General features: G+C 56.0%; 14 protein-coding genes. 11 read left to right on the plus strand and 3 right to left on the minus strand.

Going from position 1 to position 16,489, the window contains the following annotated elements; all coding sequences use genetic code 11:
- Positions 1 to 118 precede the first annotated feature (118 nt).
- From PMI17_RS02910 to PMI17_RS02935, 6 genes are all read left to right on the plus strand, one after another.
- Entirely contained in the window at positions 119 to 2,815 is a 2,697-nt protein-coding gene (locus PMI17_RS02910; protein WP_007885902.1) for a cation-transporting P-type ATPase, read from the plus strand.
- Between the two features lie 407 nt (positions 2,816 to 3,222).
- Entirely contained in the window at positions 3,223 to 4,518 is a 1,296-nt protein-coding gene (locus PMI17_RS02915) for an MFS transporter (RefSeq protein WP_007885903.1), read from the plus strand.
- A gap of 10 nt (positions 4,519 to 4,528) precedes the next feature.
- The gene (locus PMI17_RS02920) at positions 4,529 to 5,527 is read left to right on the plus strand and encodes a 4-hydroxythreonine-4-phosphate dehydrogenase PdxA (protein ID WP_007885904.1); all 999 of its coding nucleotides are present in this window, start codon (positions 4,529 to 4,531) and stop codon (positions 5,525 to 5,527) included.
- A gap of 59 nt (positions 5,528 to 5,586) precedes the next feature.
- Entirely contained in the window at positions 5,587 to 6,876 is a 1,290-nt protein-coding gene (locus PMI17_RS02925) for an MFS transporter (RefSeq protein WP_007885905.1), read from the plus strand.
- Positions 6,858 to 7,814 (plus strand): amidohydrolase, encoded by a 957-nt coding sequence (locus PMI17_RS02930; protein ID WP_007885906.1) that lies wholly within the window; start codon positions 6,858 to 6,860, stop codon positions 7,812 to 7,814. Before PMI17_RS02925 ends, PMI17_RS02930 begins: the two co-directional genes overlap by 19 nt.
- On the plus strand, positions 7,798 to 8,637 hold the full coding sequence (locus PMI17_RS02935) for a sugar phosphate isomerase/epimerase (RefSeq protein WP_007885908.1): 840 nt from the start codon (positions 7,798 to 7,800) through the stop codon (positions 8,635 to 8,637). The genes PMI17_RS02930 and PMI17_RS02935 overlap by 17 nt, the downstream gene beginning before the upstream one ends.
- 64 nt (positions 8,638 to 8,701) lie before the next feature.
- On the opposite strand, the gene PMI17_RS02940 is transcribed toward PMI17_RS02935, so the two are convergent.
- The 3 genes from PMI17_RS02940 to PMI17_RS02950 all read right to left on the minus strand — a co-directional run bounded on the left by PMI17_RS02940 (position 8,702) and on the right by PMI17_RS02950 (position 10,095).
- Positions 8,702 to 8,932: a YgdI/YgdR family lipoprotein gene (locus tag PMI17_RS02940; RefSeq protein ID WP_007885911.1), complete on the minus strand. Its 231-nt coding sequence runs from the start codon at positions 8,930 to 8,932 to the stop codon at positions 8,702 to 8,704.
- Between the two features lie 30 nt (positions 8,933 to 8,962).
- Complete coding sequence (locus PMI17_RS02945) at positions 8,963 to 9,196, minus strand: YgdI/YgdR family lipoprotein (protein WP_007885913.1); 234 nt, start codon at positions 9,194 to 9,196, stop codon at positions 8,963 to 8,965.
- 128 nt (positions 9,197 to 9,324) lie between these two features.
- A complete protein-coding gene (locus tag PMI17_RS02950; RefSeq protein ID WP_007885915.1) occupies positions 9,325 to 10,095 on the minus strand; it encodes a GntR family transcriptional regulator in 771 nt (256 codons plus the stop codon).
- Between the two features lie 79 nt (positions 10,096 to 10,174).
- Between PMI17_RS02950 and PMI17_RS02955 the strand changes: the two genes are divergently transcribed.
- From PMI17_RS02955 to PMI17_RS02975, 5 genes are read left to right on the plus strand one after another with little or no spacing between them, the layout of a single operon-like run.
- Positions 10,175 to 11,455: a M20 family metallopeptidase gene (locus PMI17_RS02955; RefSeq protein WP_007885917.1), complete on the plus strand. Its 1,281-nt coding sequence runs from the start codon at positions 10,175 to 10,177 to the stop codon at positions 11,453 to 11,455.
- Between the two features lie 21 nt (positions 11,456 to 11,476).
- On the plus strand, positions 11,477 to 13,075 hold the full coding sequence (locus PMI17_RS02960; RefSeq protein WP_007885919.1) for an ABC transporter substrate-binding protein: 1,599 nt from the start codon (positions 11,477 to 11,479) through the stop codon (positions 13,073 to 13,075).
- Between the two features lie 9 nt (positions 13,076 to 13,084).
- Positions 13,085 to 14,032, plus strand: a complete 948-nt coding sequence (locus PMI17_RS02965; RefSeq protein WP_007885920.1) for an ABC transporter permease — start codon at positions 13,085 to 13,087, stop codon at positions 14,030 to 14,032.
- Positions 14,025 to 14,852, plus strand: coding sequence for an ABC transporter permease (locus tag PMI17_RS02970; RefSeq protein ID WP_007885921.1), 828 nt, complete (start codon positions 14,025 to 14,027; stop codon positions 14,850 to 14,852). The genes PMI17_RS02965 and PMI17_RS02970 overlap by 8 nt, the downstream gene beginning before the upstream one ends.
- Positions 14,852 to 16,489: an ABC transporter ATP-binding protein gene (locus PMI17_RS02975; protein ID WP_007885922.1), complete on the plus strand. Its 1,638-nt coding sequence runs from the start codon at positions 14,852 to 14,854 to the stop codon at positions 16,487 to 16,489. The genes PMI17_RS02970 and PMI17_RS02975 overlap by 1 nt, the downstream gene beginning before the upstream one ends.

Here is a 16,489-nt window from a genome sequence, read left to right on the forward strand (position 1 = left end):
CACTTCAAAATAGATAAAAACATGACCCCGGTCATTACGCTGCTGTAAATTATAATTAAAGTATGCGTTTTATTTTTTCACGCTTTTTAATATTCAACTCAATCGCACGGGGTTAATTATGACCGTTATTCCTATTCAGCCAAAACGTCCGGAGGCATCCGCGCGTCCCTATTATCAGCAGGATAACGCCGCCGTATTTAAAGCAATAAACAGCTCTCCCGCGGGGTTGAGCAGCAGTGATGCGCAGCACAGGTTAGCGACCAACGGGCCTAACGTGCTGCCGCAAAAAGCCGAAAAGTCGCTGTTTATGCGTTTTGTCGCGCATTTCAAAGATGTATTGATCTACATCCTGCTGGCGGCGGCGGTGGTCACCGCCGTGATGGGCCACTGGGTCGATACCTTTGTCATTCTTGGCGTTGCCGTTATCAATGCCATGATCGGTTTCATCCAGGAAAATAATGCTGAGAAGTCCTTAAAAAGCATCCAGAACATGATGTCGAGCGATGCCATGGTGTTGCGTGACGGCCAGCAGATGACGCTCGCCACGCAGGATCTGGTGGTGGGCGATGTGGTGATGCTGCGTCCTGGAGACAAAATCCCGGCCGATCTACGCCTGTTTGAGGTGCACAATCTGCGCGTCGAAGAAGCGATTCTGACCGGCGAGTCAACGGTGGTGTCGAAGAACACGCTGGCACTTGAAGGCGAAAAGGGGCTTGGCGATCGCCTGAACCTGGCCTATTCCGGTACCACGGTCAGCTCGGGAACCGCGCTGGGTGTGGTTATCGCCACCGGCGGCGATACCGAGCTGGGCCACATCAATGCGATGATCTCCTCCATCGAAGAGGCGAAAACACCGCTGCTGGTGCAGATTGATAAGCTCGGTAAAGCCATCTTCACCATCATCATGTTGATGATGGTGGCGCTGTTCGTGTTTGGTTATCTGCTGCGCGACATCGCCATCGCCGAGTTGCTGCTGTCGGTGATTAGCCTGGCGGTTGCGGCCGTTCCGGAAGGTTTACCGGCGATCATTTCGATTATTCTGTCGCTTGGCGTGCAATCCATGGCGCGTAATCACGCCATCATTCGTAAGCTGCCAACCGTAGAAACCCTCGGGGCGATGACGGTGATTTGCTCGGATAAAACCGGCACGCTGACCATGAACGAGATGACGGTGAAAGCGGTGGTGCTGGCGAATAGCCAGTGGCGCATCAGCGGTAACAGCTATGAACCCACAGGCGAGTTCACGCTTGAAGCCGGCGAGCACAATGATGCGTTAATGCAGGGCTTTTTGCAGGTGGTGGATATCTGTAATGAAAGTCAGCTGCGGCAGGATGCCAATGGCAACTGGGGCATTGTCGGCGGGCCAACCGAAGGGGCGCTGAAAGTGCTGGCCGTCAAGGCGGGCATCCACAGTGACAAGGTACAGATCCTCAGCAAGCTGCCGTTTGACTCAGCCTATAAATACATGGCGGTGAGCTGCCTGATTGACGGCAAACCTTGCCTGCTGATGACCGGCGCGCCCGATGTATTGCTGTCGCTGTGTCAGCAGCAGCAGGGCGCTGCAGAAGCGGAAGTCATTGATCGCCGCTATTGGGAAGCGGCAATTACCACCTACGCCAGCGAAGGATTGCGCACCGTCGCCGCCACATGGCGCTGGCTACCGGAAGCGCAGCATCATATCGACCACGCTGATTTACGTAACGGCATGAAGATGCTTGGCCTGGCGTGCATGATGGATCCGCCACGTCCGGAAGCGATTAGCGCCGTGCGTGATTGCCAGCAGGCGGGCATCCGCGTGAAGATGATCACCGGCGATCACCCGGAAACGGCGATGGCGATTGGGCAGATGCTGGGCATTGGCAACAGCGATGCCGCCATCACCGGCTATCAGCTGGAGCACATGGACGATGCCGCACTGGGCGTGGCGGCGCGTGAATATGACATCTTTGCGCGTACCAGTCCCGAGCATAAGTTGCGCCTGGTGAAAGCGCTGGCGAGCAGCGGTGAGATCGTCGGCATGACCGGTGATGGCGTCAATGATGCGCCTGCGCTGAAGCAAGCGAACGTCGGTATCGCCATGGGCATCAAAGGCACCGAAGTGACCAAAGAGGCGGCGGATATGATCCTCGCCGATGACAACTTCGCTACCATCGCCGCAGCGGTGAAAGAGGGGCGTCGCGTCTACGATAACCTGAAGAAAACCATTCTGTTTATCATGCCGACCAACCTCGCTCAGGGGTTGTTGATCATCATAGCGATTTTGATGGGCAACCTGCTGCCGCTGACGCCGGTACAGATTTTGTGGATGAATATGGCGACCTCGGCAACGCTGTCGTTTGGTTTGGCATTCGAACCGGCAGAGCGCAACATCATGCGTCGACCACCGCGCAATGCTCGCAGCCACGTGATGGATGGGTATGCGATCTGGCGCGTGATTTTCGTCGGCCTGCTGATCTCGATTAGCGCCTTTGTGCTGGAAGCCTGGCTCCAGCCGCGCGGCTACTCACCGGAATTCATCCGTACCGTGCTGCTGCAGATGCTGGTGACCGCGCAGTGGGCTTACATGCTGAACTGCCGCAACAGCGATGGATTCTCACTCGATGCCGGCTTGCTGAAAAATCGCGGCATCTGGCTGGTAACCGTGGTGCTGATAGCGCTGCAGGCGATGATTATCTATGTTCCGCTGATGAACACCCTGTTCGGCACCGCACCGCTGCCGCTGAAGTATTGGCTGATTTCGCTGGCGGTCAGTGCTGGGATCTTCGTGCTGGTGGAGATAGAAAAACAGCTGACGCGCGGCTGGCGCGTAGCCTAAATGTAAACCTGTTAACTGCCGGGGCGCGTGCGCTCCGGCATAACGCCTTAATCAATCTCTTCCTATCAAATCTCAAATATCCCCCCTTTTGTTAACAAATCAGCTTTAACCTCGACCATCGCATTTTGCTTCAATGTGCATATGCACGCCTTTGGAACAGAATGCCAATGGCATTGAATGAGCTTTTGTTTATGCCTTAGTGATTGATTGTGCATATGTTCATCATCCACAACCCATGCTGAGAGCACGATCACACCTTGAACGACGAAAATTACTTAGCAGGCTTATTGTGATGACGCTCACAATGAGCAGGCGAAAAATAAGCGATAAAATATAACAAATGAACAACACGCGTTCATTTGAGCAAGGCCAATATAACCTCTGACCTCACGCTAAAAGGTTCCTCCATGAAAAACCGATACAGCACAAAAGTGCTGGCGCTTTTCTGCGCCCTGTCATTTCTGATGTACGTCGATCGCGTCAACCTTTCGACGGCGGCAGGGCTGATCAAACAGGATCTGGGCCTCAACAACACCGACCTGGGGCTGATTTTCTCCGCCTTTGCTTACACCTATTTAGTGTTCCAGATTATCGGCGGCTGGTTTGTGGACCGCTTCGGTGCCCGCAAAACCATCATCATTTGCGGCAGCATCTGGGTGGTGGCGACCATTTGCACCGGTTTTGCCGGCGGTTTCGCCTCACTGTTCTTGTCACGTATGCTGCTCGGTGTGGGCGAAGGGGCGGCCTTACCTTCGCAGGCGCGCGCGATGACCTTCTGGTTCTCCAGTGAAAAACGCGGCTTCGTGCAGGGCATCACCCACTCATTCTCCCGCTTCGGTAATGCCGTCACGCCATCGCTGGTGGCGCTGTTGGTGCTGATGCACTCCTGGCGCTTCTCCTTCATTGCATTAGGTGTCATCACCGCAGTTTGGCTGGGTTTCTGGATCGCCGGCTTCCGCGACAACCCGCACCACATCGCGGAGATGAGTGATGAGGAGCGCAAAATCCTGCCTAAACTTGACGCCTATATGACGGACAAAGTGAAAACGCCAACGCCGTGGAAAGCGCTGCTCAAGCGAATTGGACCGACCATGGGCGTCTATTTCTGCTACGGCTGGACGGGCTGGCTGTTCTTCACCTGGCTGCCGACGTTCTTCATGAATGGTCGCGGCATGGATCTGAAATCGTCCGCACTGTTCACCTCGGCGGTGTTTCTCTCTGGCGTAGTGGGCAACACGGTAGGCGGGATTGTGAGTGACAAAATCCTGAAACGTACCGGCAATGTGGTCGCCGCGCGCCGTAACGTCATCATCTTTAGCTTCCTGAGCGCCGGTTTACTGCTGATTCCGGTGATCAGTTCTACCAACATGACGCTGATCACCGCCTGCCTTGGCCTGGCTTTCTTTTGCCTCGAACTGACCATTGGGCCCATCTGGGCGGTGCCGATGGAGATCACGCCTAAGTACGTCGGCGTGGCCAGCGGTTTGGTTAACGCCGGTTCAGCGGTAGCGGGCATCATTTCACCGATTCTGTTTGGCATCATCATTGATAGAACCGGCAACTGGAGCCTGCCGTTTTATGGCTCGGTGGTGCTGCTGATGGTCGGCATCGTGCTCACCTTCTTTATGCGTCCGGACATTCCGTTGTCCGAAGATGCACCTGCTCGCGGTGAAGTTCAGCCCGCAAACAATGCTTATCACTGAGGAAATCCTGATGAAAAAACCTTCTGTTGCACTGGTGCTGGGCGATCCAGCAGGTATTGGTCCGGAGTTGGTCGCCAAAGTGCTGGCGCAACCGGCGCTGCGTGAGCTGGCTAACGTCATCATCATTGCCGATCGTCACGAGCTGGAAAAAGGCATGACCATTGCCGGACAACGTTTTGACTATGAGGAGATCACCGCTAGCGCAGACATTCACTTCACGCCGGGCAAACCGTTACTGCTCAATCATGACTGGTCAAAGCGCACGCCTTTTGCCTACGGCAATGCCAGCGAACAGAGCGGCGTGTATATTCTGGAAACGCTGGCGCGCGCGGTGGAATTAACCCAGCAGGGCATCACCCAGGGCGTCTGTTTTGCACCGCTCAATAAGCAAGCGATGCACATGGGTGGACTGCAGCATCGTGACGAGTTGCACTGGTTCGCTGAACTGCTGAAATGGGACCATTTCTGCTGTGAGGTGAACGTAGTGGATAACCTCTGGGCCGGTCGCGCAACCTCGCACATTCCGTTCCGCGACATTGTGCCGAACCTCAGCGTTGAGGGCATCGTCGATACCATTGCGCTTATGGATCGCACGCTGCGCCAGGCGGGCATCGCTCAGCCAAAAATCGCGGTACAGGCGCTTAATCCCCACGGCGGGGAGAACGGCCTGTTTGGTGATGAAGAGCAAACCATTATTAAACCGGCGATGGCTAAAGCTAAACAGCAAGGCATTGATGTTTATGGCCCTTATCCGGCAGATACCACCTATAAAGCGGTGGAGACACAGCAGCTGGATGCGGTGGTCTCGATGTACCACGACCAGTTTGCCACGGCGCTAAAAATGCTGGGCTTCGAGCGCGGCATTACCGTGCAGGGCGGACTGCCGATCCCCATTGCCACCGCCAATCACGGCACCGCCTACAACCTTTATGGGCAAAATCTGGCCACGCCATCGGCGTTTGAGAACGCTTTCCGCCTGCTGGTGCGTATGGCATCCAGCGCCGCTTAAGGCGGCTTCAGCATCCCGGCGTGTTGTCGGGATGCATCCTTCTTCACCGGGGAGGCCCCATGCACAACGACAACCGCCCGACGCGAGTTCGCTGGACGCTGTTTTTCATTATTTTTGCACTGGTGGTGATCAATCTCATCGACCGGGTTTCGCTCTCCATCGCCATGCCGACTATCGCGGCCGAATTTAACCTGTCGCCGACGCTGCAAGGCGTGATTCTCAGCTGTTTCTTCTGGGCCTACGCTCTGTTGCAGCTACCGGGTGGCTGGATGATCGATCGTTATGGTCCGCGATGCATGATCACCTATTCGACATTTTTCTGGGGCGTGTTCCAGACGCTGGCGGCGCTGGCCACCGGTGGTATCTCACTGCTGCTGTCACGCGTGATGCTAGGCGCGGCTGAAGCACCACTGTTTCCGGCGGGCGGCAAACTCAACGCACTGTGGCTCTCTGCGAATGAGCGCGGTCGCGGCGCGGTACTGATGGATTGCGGCGGCCCGATTGGCGCAGCGCTGGGCGGTTTGATCATTGCGCATTTGATTGTGATGCTGGGATCGTGGCGGCTGGTGTTTGCCATTACCGGTGTTGCCACGCTGCTGATGTCGTGGGTTGCCTGGCACTGGCTGCGCGACGATCCGGCACAGCATCCCGACGTGAATGCGGCAGAGCGCGCGTTAATTAACGCAGAAGCTGCGCCAGCGGAAGCGAGTGAGCCATCTGCCACGCGTGGCTTTGGCATCGCACGGCCTACATTAGTAGCGATGCTCACCGGACGCGCGGCTTGGGCAATGATGTTTTTTGGTTTGCTCACTTGGGGACCAAGCTATCTGGCCCATGCGCGTGGCTTCGATCTCATCGCCATCGGCAACGCCACGTTCATTATTTTCCTGTTTGGCGCACTGGGTTCGCTTTCCGGCGGTTTCCTGCTGGATGCGTTGGTAAAACGTGGCATGCAACATGGACGCGCATTGAAAGGTCTGTTGGCCATGTCCGGTACGGTGGCGCTGGCGGCATTCCTCTCGTTGCCCTATCTCAGCAGTGCGATCGCGGCAGTTGCGCTGCTGTGCGTCGCGGCGTTTTTCCTGATGTGGGGCAGTTTGTACTGGAGTTTACCTGCGCTGCTGACCACCCGTGAGAAGATGGGGCTGGTGGGCGGCGCCATGAACATGGCAGGTAGCGTGGGAGGAATTGCCGTTCCGCTGCTGGTGGGCATTATGCTGCAGATGGGGGTGCACTATGACAGCATCCCGCTGTTTTTTGCCGGCTGTTCAGCGGTGTATGTGCTGGGTACCTGCCTGATTGGCATGCAACCACGCGAGGAGGCACCATCATGTATCACGGTCCGATAATCGATCCACATCAGCACTTCTGGCAGCCGCAGCAGAATCCGCATCCCTGGCTCCAGCCCGATGCGCAGATCCCCTTCCGTTACGGCAACTATGAGGCGATTAAGCGCGACTATCTGCCGCCAGATTACTTGCGCGATGCCGCCACGCACCGCGTTGAAGCCACGGTGTATATGGAAGCCGAGTGGGATCCGGCGGCACCTCTGAGTGAAACACGCTATATCCATCAGCTGGCAAAACGCTTCGGTTATCCCAATGCGGTGATTGCACAGGCCTGGCTTGATCGCACTGATGTTAGTGAGGTACTGGAGTGGCAAGCTGCCTATCCGTTGGTGCGCAGCGTGCGGCACAAACCCGGCGGCGCCGCCAGCTGGCAGCAGGCTCGCAGCGGAGAACATAGCCTGATGAGCAACCCACGCTGGCTCAACGGCTACGCCGAACTGCAGAAATATGCACTGCATTTCGATCTGCAAACGCCGTGGTGGCATCTGGATGAAGCTTGCCGCCTGGCGCGTGACTTTCCACACACCACGCTAATACTTAATCATTGCGGTTTGCCCGCAGACCGCAGCGCGGAAGGGCTAACGGCATGGCGCCAGGCGATGTCATCGCTGGCGGATTATGAAAATGTCGCGGTGAAAATTTCGGGCCTCGGTGAGCGCGATCACCCGTGGAGCGTATCGCGCAATCAGGGCATTGTGCGCGATACGCTAGCGATGTTTGGCACTCATCGCTGCATGTTCGCCAGTAATTTCCCGGTCGATAGCCTGTGCGTCACTTTTGACACCCTGTATACCGGTTTCAAAAAGATGGTTGAGCATTTGCCTTATGACATGCAATACCGGCTGTTCTACGACAACGCGCTGCGCTATTACCGCCCGACGTTGTCTACGGCCGCAACCCCACTCAAGGAGAACCTTCGCTATGTCCCATCCGCTTAAACTTGGCGTTAACACCTCAATATTCGATGGGCACGATATGGACCTCGCTTTCGGCATCATCCGTGAGCTTGGTTATGACTACGTTGAGTTGGCCTATAACCAGGGATATGTCGGCGATCTGGATGACAGTCTGTTTAGCCAGCAGAATGCGCAACACATACGCTCGCTGCTGGACAAACATCAGCTGAAAACGCTGGCGCTAGGCTGCACCTTTAACCTCGCACGAGCGGAAGCGGTCGGCTACCTGCAAACGCGCATTGGCTTTGCCCAGGCAATCGGCGTCAAACTGCTTAACGCCTGTACGGCAAAGCACGAGGATTACGCTGCGCTGGTGAATAATCTGCGTCAGATTGCGCCGCAGCTGGAACAGGCTGGCTGCTGTTTGCTGCTCGAAAATGGCGGTGATGCCAATTACGATGCGTTTGCCCTGGCGGCAGAGGGAGAACAGCTGTTACGCGAGGTAGGCAGTGCGGCGCTGGCGTTTAACGGTGACGCCGGCAATATGGTGTCGCTGCGACCGCAGGCGGATGCGATACAGCAGATGATGCAGCTGTTACCACAGATGCGTCATTGTCATATCAAGGATGTGGTGAAGCAGGGCAGTGAGTTTCATTTCCCGGCCATTGGCCAGGGGCTGCTGGATTACAAACCGCTGCTAAAGGAGCTGGTTAAGCGTGACATTCCCTGCACGCTGGAAATCCCGCTGCGTATGCATCGGCTGGCGGACAGCACGCCGCAACGCAGCGCCGCGCCGGTCGCGCTGGAACGCATTGTTCAGGTACTCAGTGAGAGTAAAAAATTTATCGAGGATGTGGCGGGTTAAGCCAAAAAAAATCCGCCCGCCAGGCAAGATAACTTGTACTAGCGGGCGGAATTGAGCGAGCGACTTATTTCTTAGGAATCTCAGAGATTTCTTTCACATCACTCTTATTCATTTGCTGCTTCACGCCATTGGCATCAACGTAACCCAGCAGGCCAGTTTCTGCATCTTGCGGTTTGCCATCGGTCACAATGGTACGGCCATCATTGGTATGAATCGCGTAGGATGTACGTGTACAGCCGGTCAGGGCGGACAGGGCAATCACTGCAGAAATAGAAAGCAAAATTGTTTTTTTCATTAGTCGTCTCTCCAGGCGAGTTTAAGGATATTAATTATCCAGTTCGCTCATGTTGGTAATCTTGTCGCGATTGATCTGCTCAGTTTTACCGGTTTGCGCATCTTTGTAAGAAACAAGGCCGGTGTCACTGTCGATTTGTGGCTTGCCCGACGTAACAATAGTGCGTCCGTCGGTGGTCTTAATCGCCTGGTTTGATGAGCAGGCTGTTAACGTCATTGCCATAAAGGTGCCAAGAAATGCGGTTGCCAATACTGTTTTTTTCATCGTGATGAGTTCCTTTCAGTGGAATAAGTTTTAACTACCTAAATAGCTTAGAACATTTTCCCAAAACAGCCAGAAACCAGGGGATATGGCTGTTTAACTTTACTCATACGGCGATTCATGTCGTGTGTTTAGCGAATCTCATTCACGTACATAAAGTGTTCGGTGCTAAAGCGGTGGTGCGCCAAAATTACCGGAAGGGCACTCTGATCAAACGACACTTCATCAATCACCATCACGGCGTGCGGCAAACTCAATTCCAACAGCACTGCATCCTCTTCATTCGCCAGCGTGGCGGTAATTTGTTCACGCACGGCGGCTACACGTAGATCGTAGCGTTCAAATAGATAGCGATAGAGCAGCGGCGGTAACTGATCTGCGGGTGGGAAATCGGGCAAACGCGCCGAGGGCAACACCAACGATTCATGCATCGCGGCGATTCCCATCACGCGACGTAAACGCTTCAGTCGGATCACCGCATCGCCTTGACCTATTTGCAGTTTCTCTGCCTCGTTGGCGCTAGCATGGCTTAGCTGATAATCCAGTAATCGGGTATCAGATTGCAGCAACCCGCCGGTTTTATCGTGCAGGCGAAAATACTGGAAAAAATGGCTGAGATTGTGCAGCGGTGCCCAGCCGGTCACCACGGTGCCGGTTTTGCGGCGTCGCATCAGCATGCCTTCCGTCGTTAGCGCGGCCAGCGCTTTACGCACGGTGCCAACCGAAACACCAAACTTCGCCGCCAGGCTATTTTCACTCGGCAAAATGGTGCCTGCGGGCAATTCACCTTGCAGGATCGATTCGCTGATATGGCGCTTGACCACTTCATACAGCGGCGCACCTTCACCTTCGCTGAGTCGGGCGAAAGGTTGCGCATCATTTGCGTCATAGTTTTTTTGCATGTTTCTGATTACCGATTGACCTCAGTCGTTGAATTGCATTATCTATAAACTATATAGAAATACAACAGACGATAATCCTATGATGGAAAATTCACGCTTCAACAGTGCATTAGCGATGATTGCTAATGATGGCGCGCAAATGACGGATGACCTTAAACAGATGCTTGAGGTGGATACCTGTTTCCCGCCGGGCAACGGTTATGGCGCATTTGCTGACGTGATGATGCACTTGTTGGAACCGCTGAATTTTTACTTTGCACGTGTCTCTGTGCCGGAACATCTATGGCAGGCGCCGGACGGCAGCGCGTACGGTGAACGCGTCAATCTGCTGGCATCACTCAATGCCGGTGCGGCAGAAAACTGCAATCTCTACTTCCATACCGATACCGTGCCTGCCGGCGATGGCTGGCGTTTTCCGGCGCTGACGCTAACCGCGGCGGAAGGCAAATTGTTTGGGCGCGGTGCGGCAGACATGAAAGGCACCATTGTTGCCGCCATGGCAGCAGTGCGCGCAGCGCAGGCGGCGGCCCTCCCGCTGCGTTTTAATCCGGTATTTCTGTTGTGTAGCGATGAAGAGGGTGGTTTGTATCCCGGTATCCGTTATTTGGCGGAACAACAGCTTTTCTCCGGTCACCTGCTCAGCTTCAACGGTGGCGCGGTGCCGCGCATCTGGTCCGGCTGCTTTGGCAGCATCGATCTCAAAGTGATTATCACCGGACGTTCGGCGCACTCCGGCGATCCGGTTAACGGCATCAATGCAATCGAAGCGGCGCTGCCGCTGATGAATGCGCTTTATCAGTTGAAGCTCGAGGTGGAACAACGCACCTCGGCGATGCCTTCCCCACCGCATTATCACGGCAAACCGCTAACGTCACTGTTAACGCTGGCCGCCGCGCAGGGCGGCAGCAAAGGCTCGACCATTCCTGAACGGTTTGAGCTACTGATTAACCGCCGCTATGCGCCGGAAGAGTGCTTTGACGAGGTGTGGCAGGAGCTAACGCAGTGTGTAACAAGCGCGATGCGCGGCAGCCACGCGCTCGATGTCACGCTGCAAATGATTGGTCATCTGGCGCCGGTCGCTAATCCTCACGGCCCGCACTGGCCGCGCTGGCAGGCGGCGCTGAGTCGGGGATTTGGCTTCCAACCCAGCGAGTTCAAACCCTGGGGATCGTCCACCAGTTCCGATATGGGCTGGGTCCAGCAAGCTGGGATTCAGGAAATTTTACTTGGCGGCCTCGCCCGTCCTGACAATCGCATTCATGCCGCCGATGAGTACACAACGCTGGCAGATTTGATCGCACTTTCGCAGTCCATTTTGGCGTATCTCGCCGATGATTTTCAGCCAACCCAGGGTAGTTAACTAATTAACGAGGAAGAGAAGATGTGCGCAATGAAAGGGTTAAACCGCAGACAGTTTATCGCCAGTTGTACCGCTCTGACGGGTGCAGCGATGCTGCCCTGGTCGTTCTCGGCCCATGCCGCGCAGGTGGCGAGCGCCACCCCAGGCGGCACGGCGCGTAAAGGCGGCGTGCTGCGCATCAGCGTTGATCAGGCCGTCAGCGTGTTGAATCCGCATCAGATCCGCGTCAACCCGGAATATCTGGTGGCGGAACTGCTGTACAGCGGCTTAACGCGTCTGACGCAGGAGATGAAAGCCGAAGGCGATTTGGCGCAATCCTGGCAGGCCAACGCCGATCTGAAACAGTGGACGTTTACCTTGCGCCCGAACCTGAAGTTCAGCGACGGTTCCGCGCTGACGTCTGCCGATGTGGTCGCCAGCCTGCAGGCACTACTCGATCCAAAAAATGCCTCACCGGCGCTGCATAATATTGGGCCGATTAAAACCGTTAGCGCGCCAGATACCCATACGGTGTTGATTGAAACCGATACGCCTTACGCCGATTTGCCGGTGATGCTGGCTTATCCGGATGCGAAAATTATCCCCGCCACTATCGCACAAGGCCAATATGACAAGCTCAGTAAAGCCTCGTTCGGGGCCGGTCCTTTCCAGCTGGTGTCCTACGATCCAGAACGCAAAATTGTGGTGAAGCGTAATCCGCATTACTACGATGCGGCGCGTCCTTATCTTGATGGTGTGGAAGTGGTGGTTTATCCCGATGGCATCGCGGAGAGTTCAGCGCTGATCTCCGGTGACACCGATCTGATGCTAAGCGCCCAGTCGAGCGAGTTCGCGCGCCTGTCCAAATCTTCCGGCGTGCTGCCGCTGCGTGTGGCCTCCGGCCAGTTCCTCAATGTGAACATGGGCTGCGACCAAAAACCTTTTAACGATGTACGGGTACGTCAGGCGCTGGCTCTCTGCGTTGATCGCCAGGCGTCGGTGGACTTCGTGGCGGATGGCCTGGGTTCGCCGGGCAACGACACGCCGATTAACAGCGCGTATCCCTTTTTCGCCAACCTGGCAAAAAAAGCGGTGGATTACAGCAAAGCCAAAGCGCTGCTGGCGGATGCCGGTTACCCCAACGGTCTCGATTTAACGCTTATCGCCTCTGACAAACCGGCCACCCGCACGCAACTGGGCATCGCCCTGCGCGAGATGGCGAAGCAGGGCGGTTTTCGCATCAACGTGCAGACCATGGCGCATAGCACTTATCTCGATCAGGTGTGGAAGAAGGGCAATTTCTACGTCGGCTTTTACAACATGCAGCCGACGCCTGACGCGGTGTTCTCTCTGCTCTACACCTCAACCGCGTCGTGGAATGAAACGCGCTGGAACAATGCGGAGTTTGATAAAGCTGTCGGTGCTGCGCGTGAAACCCGTGATGAAGCACAGCGCATAACGCTGTATGGCAAAGCCCAGCAGCTGATGCATGACGAAGTGCCATCGGTGATCCCTACCTTCTTCGATCTGCTCGCCGCCAGCCGCGATTATGTCGGCGGATATCATCTGCATCCGCGCGGTGCGGTATTCCGTCTTGACCATATCTGGTTAACCGACAAAGCGCCGAAGCGCGCAGTGTAAGGAGCGAACGTGACAGCAAGTTATCTGCTTAAACGCCTTCTGCTGATGGTTTACACCTTGTTAGTGGTGTCACTGCTGGTCTTTGGCATTACTCAACTGTTACCGGCCGATGCGGCTGTCACCTTGCTGGGTCAAAACGCTACGCCGGAAGCGTTGGCGGCGGTGCGTGAACGTCTGGGGCTGGATGCCCCGGCGTGGTTGCAATACTGGCACTGGCTGACGCAGGCACTGCAGGGCAATTTTGGCGTATCGATGCGTAATGGCCTCGAAGTCGCGCCGACACTTCTGACGGCGTTATCGCGCTCGCTACTGCTGGCGGTGTGCGCCTTAATCCTGATGCTGATTATCGCCATTCCCCTCGGCATCTGGGCGGCGGTGCGGCGCGGCAAAACTGCGGATGTGCTGGTGAGTGTTATCTCCTATATCGGCATCTCCTTCCCGGAATTTGTCACTGCTACGCTGGTGCTGCTGTTGTTTGCCGATGTCTGGCAGATTTTGCCCGCCACCGGCTATGTGCCGCTCAGTGAGAATTTTGTCAGCGGCATTCAGCACCTGATTCTGCCGTCGGTGACCGTGGCGCTGATTCTGGTGGCGCACGTCTCGCGCATGGTGCGCTCAGAAATGGTTGATGTGCTGCATACCGATTACATTCGCGCCGCGTGGCTGAAGGGCTTATCACGTCGCCGCATTCTCTGGCGACATGCGCTGCGTAATGGCTTGTTGCCGACCATCACCATTGTGGCGCTGGATGTTGGTTATCTGCTGGGCGGCATTGTGGTGGTGGAGGAAATCTTCGCCATTCCCGGCATTGGCCGCGAATTGATTGTCGCCGTGCAGGCGCGCGATCTGCCCACCATTCAGGCTGGCGTGATGATCCTCGCCGCGACCTATTCAGTGGTGAATTTCCTGGCTGATTTGGCCTACGTCACTCTCGATAAGCGGATCTCCTATGCCTGATATTTTGAAACGTTTACTGCGTTCACCGCAGGGCGCCGCTGGTGTGCTGATTATCTTGCTGGCGTTATTAATGGTGGTTGGCGGTGCGCACGTCGCGCCCTTTGATCCCGAATCTATCTCGATCCTGACGCGCTATAAGCCGCCCGGCCCGGAACACTGGTTTGGTACCGATCAGATGGGCCGCGATATCTTTAGCCGCGTGATGGTGGGCGCACGCTCAACCATTTTACTGTCGCTGCTGGCTACCGCGCTGGCGATGGTAATCGGTTCGGTGCTTGGTACCGCCAGCGCCTATCTGGGCGGCAAATTTGATGAGTTCATGATGCGCACCATGGATGCGGTGATGGCGATTCCCAGCCTGCTGTTTGCGTTGCTGATTGTCAGCACGCTCGGGCAGAGCAGCATGAACGCGGTGCTGGCGATTACTATCGCATTTGTGCCGGGCATGGTGCGTATCTCGCGCAGCGTAGCGCTGGCCGCCCGCCAGCAGGATTACATTAACGCCGCCATCGCACGCGGTGAGGCTGGGCACTACATCATCCTGCGCGAAATGCTGCCGAATATTCTGGCGCCGATCATTGTGGAAGCCACCATTCGCGTCGCTTTCGCCATCATGCTGTTTGCCACCCTGAGTTTCCTTGGTTTGGGCGCACAACCGCCTGAGCCAGAATGGGGATTAATGGTCTCTGAAGCACGCGCCTACTTCTTCAATGCACCCTGGATGATGATGATTCCGGGCCTCGCCATAGCGCTGGTCGCCATTGGTTTTAATTTACTGGGTGACGGGCTGCGTGATGTGCTCAACCCAAGGAGCCACTGATGAGTGACAACCTTGCACCGGTGCTGTCGGTGGAAAATTACAGCCTCGATTACGCGTTAGCCAAAGGGCATGCTCTGCCGGTGTTGCGTGACATCAACTTGCAGGTGATGCCCGGCGAAGTGTTGGGGCTGGTAGGCGAATCGGGTTCCGGCAAAACCACGCTTGGCTGGGCGATTATGCGCTGGCTAGCAGGCAATGCGCGCGAGCTGCAGGGCGATATTCGCCTGAACGGTGAAAGTCTACTGACCTTGCCCGTAGCCAAAATGACTGCGCTGCGCGGTGCCAAACTGGGCATGATTTTTCAGGATCCGAGCGCCTCGCTCAATCCCACGCTGACATTGGGTGAGCAGGTCACTGAAGTGTTACGCCGCCATCGCGGTTTATCAGCGCGTGAAGCGCAAGAGCTGGGTGAATCGCTGCTGCACGACGTTGAACTTAAAAATCCGGCGCGCATGATGCGCCGCTATCCGCATCAGGTTTCGGGTGGCGAGAAGCAGCGCATCCTGATCGCCACCGCTTTCGCCTGCCAGCCGGACTGCATGATTTTTGATGAACCGACCACCGCGTTAGATGTAATTAGTTCGGCGCAAATCCTCGATCTTTACGCGCGTCTACGTGAAGAGACCGGTGTAGCGTCGCTCTACATCTCGCACGATCTGGCGTTGGTGGCGAAAGTGGCCAATCGCGTCTGTGTGCTGGAACAGGGACGTATTGTCGAACAGGCCGACACGCGCAGCCTGTTTAACGCGCCGCAAAATGTTTACACCCGCAAACTTATTGAGGCGGTGCCCAATCCGCATCATCGGCTGCTGCAGGACGCGCCAGGCAATCAACCGTTACTTGGCCTGAAGCAACTGACTATTGATTATGGCAAACACGGTTTTCTCGATCGTCTGCTGAAGCGTGAAGCCAATACCACGCGCGCCGCCAATGCGGTTTCGCTCACCGTTCATCAGGGAGAAATTCTCGGCGTGGTCGGCGAATCCGGTTCTGGAAAGTCCTCGCTGGGTAAAGCCATCACCGGGCTGGTGCCGTTCAGCGGTGAGCTCGATTTTTGTGGCTACACGCTGCCTGGCCGGGCGCAGATGGATAAAGAGTATCGCCGCCGGGTGCAGCTAATTTTCCAGCACCCCGATGCTTCGTTGAATCCGCGTATGACCATCGGCGAAATCATCGCGCGGCCGCTGCGGTTATATGGTTTACCCGCGGGTGAAACCGAAGCGCAGGCTGTGACGCGACTGCTGCAGGAAGTGCGTTTGCCAGCGGAGTTTTCTCAACGTTATCCGCATGCGCTTTCGGGCGGGCAGAAGCAGCGTGTCGCCATCGCCCGTGCGTTTGCCAATCCGCCGGATCTGGTGATTTGTGATGAGATCACCGCCGCGCTTGATGTCTCGGTACAGGCCACCATTATCGAGCTACTGCTGGAACTGCGCCGCCGCTACGGCACCGCGTATCTGTTTATTACCCACGATCTCAACCTGATTCGCCAAATCGCCCATCGTGTCGCCGTGATGTATCGCGGTGACGTGGTGGAAGTGCTGCCTGGCGAGAACATGACGGCGCTGGCGCAACATCCTTATACCCGTGCACTGCTTGATGCGGTGCATATTCCCGACTTTTCAAAGTCCGTTGCATGA

Origin of the sequence: Pantoea sp. GM01 (assembly GCF_000282675.1) — a bacterium.
GTDB lineage: Bacteria > Pseudomonadota > Gammaproteobacteria > Enterobacterales > Enterobacteriaceae > Pantoea > Pantoea nemavictus.

What these genes read in the sequence shown, in the direction of transcription:
- PMI17_RS02915 (WP_007885903.1), top strand. Translation starts at nt 3,223, where the DNA reads ATGAAAAACCGATACAGCACAAAAGTGCTGGCGCTTTTCTGCGCCCTG.
- PMI17_RS02920 (WP_007885904.1), top strand. Translation starts at nt 4,529, where the DNA reads ATGAAAAAACCTTCTGTTGCACTGGTGCTGGGCGATCCAGCAGGTATT.
- PMI17_RS02955 (WP_007885917.1), top strand. Translation starts at nt 10,175, where the DNA reads ATGATGGAAAATTCACGCTTCAACAGTGCATTAGCGATGATTGCTAAT.
- PMI17_RS02950 (WP_007885915.1), bottom strand. Translation starts at nt 10,095, where the DNA reads ATGCAAAAAAACTATGACGCAAATGATGCGCAACCTTTCGCCCGACTC.
- PMI17_RS02925 (WP_007885905.1), top strand. Translation starts at nt 5,587, where the DNA reads ATGCACAACGACAACCGCCCGACGCGAGTTCGCTGGACGCTGTTTTTC.
- PMI17_RS02940 (WP_007885911.1), bottom strand. Translation starts at nt 8,932, where the DNA reads ATGAAAAAAACAATTTTGCTTTCTATTTCTGCAGTGATTGCCCTGTCC.
- PMI17_RS02945 (WP_007885913.1), bottom strand. Translation starts at nt 9,196, where the DNA reads ATGAAAAAAACAGTATTGGCAACCGCATTTCTTGGCACCTTTATGGCA.
- PMI17_RS02910 (WP_007885902.1), top strand. Translation starts at nt 119, where the DNA reads ATGACCGTTATTCCTATTCAGCCAAAACGTCCGGAGGCATCCGCGCGT.
- PMI17_RS02975 (WP_007885922.1), top strand. Translation starts at nt 14,852, where the DNA reads ATGAGTGACAACCTTGCACCGGTGCTGTCGGTGGAAAATTACAGCCTC.
- PMI17_RS02930 (WP_007885906.1), top strand. Translation starts at nt 6,858, where the DNA reads ATGTATCACGGTCCGATAATCGATCCACATCAGCACTTCTGGCAGCCG.
- PMI17_RS02960 (WP_007885919.1), top strand. Translation starts at nt 11,477, where the DNA reads ATGTGCGCAATGAAAGGGTTAAACCGCAGACAGTTTATCGCCAGTTGT.
- PMI17_RS02935 (WP_007885908.1), top strand. Translation starts at nt 7,798, where the DNA reads ATGTCCCATCCGCTTAAACTTGGCGTTAACACCTCAATATTCGATGGG.
- PMI17_RS02970 (WP_007885921.1), top strand. Translation starts at nt 14,025, where the DNA reads ATGCCTGATATTTTGAAACGTTTACTGCGTTCACCGCAGGGCGCCGCT.